Origin of the sequence: Rhodococcus sp. (in: high G+C Gram-positive bacteria) (assembly GCF_049591685.1) — a bacterium.
Classification (GTDB): Bacteria; Actinomycetota; Actinomycetes; order Mycobacteriales; family Mycobacteriaceae; genus Rhodococcoides.
Genome location: NZ_JBAWFH010000427.1, coordinates 1 through 1,840 on the forward strand (window position 1 = coordinate 1; position 1,840 = coordinate 1,840).

The window sequence follows — 1,840 nt, forward strand, 5'->3', positions numbered from 1 at the left end:
CTCCAGCACCGTCTCGTCCATGCCAGCCGCGGGCACCCATCTAACGAGATCACCTGTGCGATAAAGCCTTTTGCCACCATCCTCGAAGGGGCTGGCCACAAAGCGCTGGGCCGTGACAGCGACCTGGCCCGCGTACCCCCGTGCCAGCTGCTGACCGGAAACGTACAGCTCACCCACAACGCCGATCGGTACGGGCCGAAGTGCGCCGTCCAGGACAAACATCTTCGTGTTCCAGACAGGGGATCCGATCGGCACTGACGACGAGACCGAGCCCTCAAACGCTTGGTGGGCCACCTGGACCGTGGTCTCGGTCGGACCGTACACGTTTCGGACGTCGACCCGGCCATCGAAACGTGCAGCCTCTGCCAACGAGGTCGGCAACCGCTCGCCGCCAGCCACTATCATCCTCAGCGTGGGGCAGTGCTCGATCTCGACATGCGCGCATACGACCGCGAGAACCGACGGTACGAACTGTGCAACAGTGACGCCGTGGTCCGCCATAGCGTCAGCCAAGTATTGCGGGTCGCTGTGCCCATCGGGACGGGCAACGATAAGCTTGGCGCCCACTTGAAGTGGCGCGAAGATTTCCCACAACGACGCGTCGAAAGTGAACGGCGTCTTTTGGAACACCACATCCGTACCGGTGAGAGCGAACTCCTCACAGAGCCAGTTCAACTGGTTAGCGAGCGCACCGTGCGAGACTGCGACGCCCTTCGGCCGGCCGGTCGATCCGGACGTGAACATGATGTACGCAAGATTTGCAGATCTCAACGCACTCGAACGATTTGCATCGCATAAAGGCGAGCTGGAGTATTCGGAGAGATCTAAAGTGTCGACCTGCACCACGCGAGTGGTCGGGTGAGAGAAGTCGGCGGATATCTCGGACAGAATCAGCAACGGGTCGGACGAGTCGATGATGTGGTCGAGCCGTGCGCGGCCTTGCCCGGTATCAATCGGAACGAAGGCACCGCCCGCCTCCAGCACTGCATAGATCGACACCATCATATTGATGGAACGCGGCATCGCGATTCCGACGGTAACCTCCGGCCCGACGCCAAGGTTGGTCAGATGCCGGGCCAGCCGAACGAACTGCGTTCTAAATTCCCGATACGAATAAACCGCGCCGTGGGACTCCATGGCGGTGACGTCCGGAGTGTCGAGCGCCTGTAGGTGAAACTCGTTTATCACGGGGACGAACGGAGAAACCACTGTCGTCCCATTGTCCGCGAGCTCGATAGCGACGCGCTCCGACGGGATGATCAGGTCGACGTCGCCTATTTTTTGCGCAGGAGTGCCGACGAGTTGGGTTATGAGGTGCTCCAATCGCACACCAAACCGCTCGATTGTTGATCGATCGAACAACTCTGTTGCGTACGTTAAGTCGACATTCCAACTTGCGGAGTCACCCGCCTCATGATCGGAAATGGTCACCTGTAGATCCATTTTCGAGAAAGCCGAGTCGAAGTCGACGCCCTGCACGGTGAGGCCTGGCAGTTCGATCTCGGACCGTGCCAAATTCTGGAATGTAAGCAATATCTGAACCAGAGGAGGTCGGCTCTGTGAACGCGGCGGATCGAGAAGCTCGACCAATCGTTCGAACGGCACATCCGAATTCTCGAAAGCGTCCAGGTCGAAAGCACGGACCCGCTCCAATACGTCGAGGAAGGTGTCGTGCGCATCGATGCGGGTGCGGAGAACGAGAGTGTTCACGAACATTCCGATGACGTCGTCGAGTTCCGACTGCCCTCGGCCGGCAACCGCGGTGCCTACCGCCACATCGTTCGCGCCTGTCAGTCGCGACAACAACGAGGCCAGTGCGGCATGCAACACCATGAACGGT

1 protein-coding gene is annotated in these 1,840 nt (G+C 59.6%); it reads right to left on the reverse strand.

Annotated features, from left to right (window positions below; all coding sequences use genetic code 11):
- A partial coding sequence (locus WBQ44_RS18090) for a non-ribosomal peptide synthetase (protein ID WP_495568055.1) occupies positions 1 to 1,833 on the reverse strand: 1,833 nt, incomplete at its 3' end.
- Between the last annotated feature and the right edge of the window lie 7 nt (positions 1,834 to 1,840).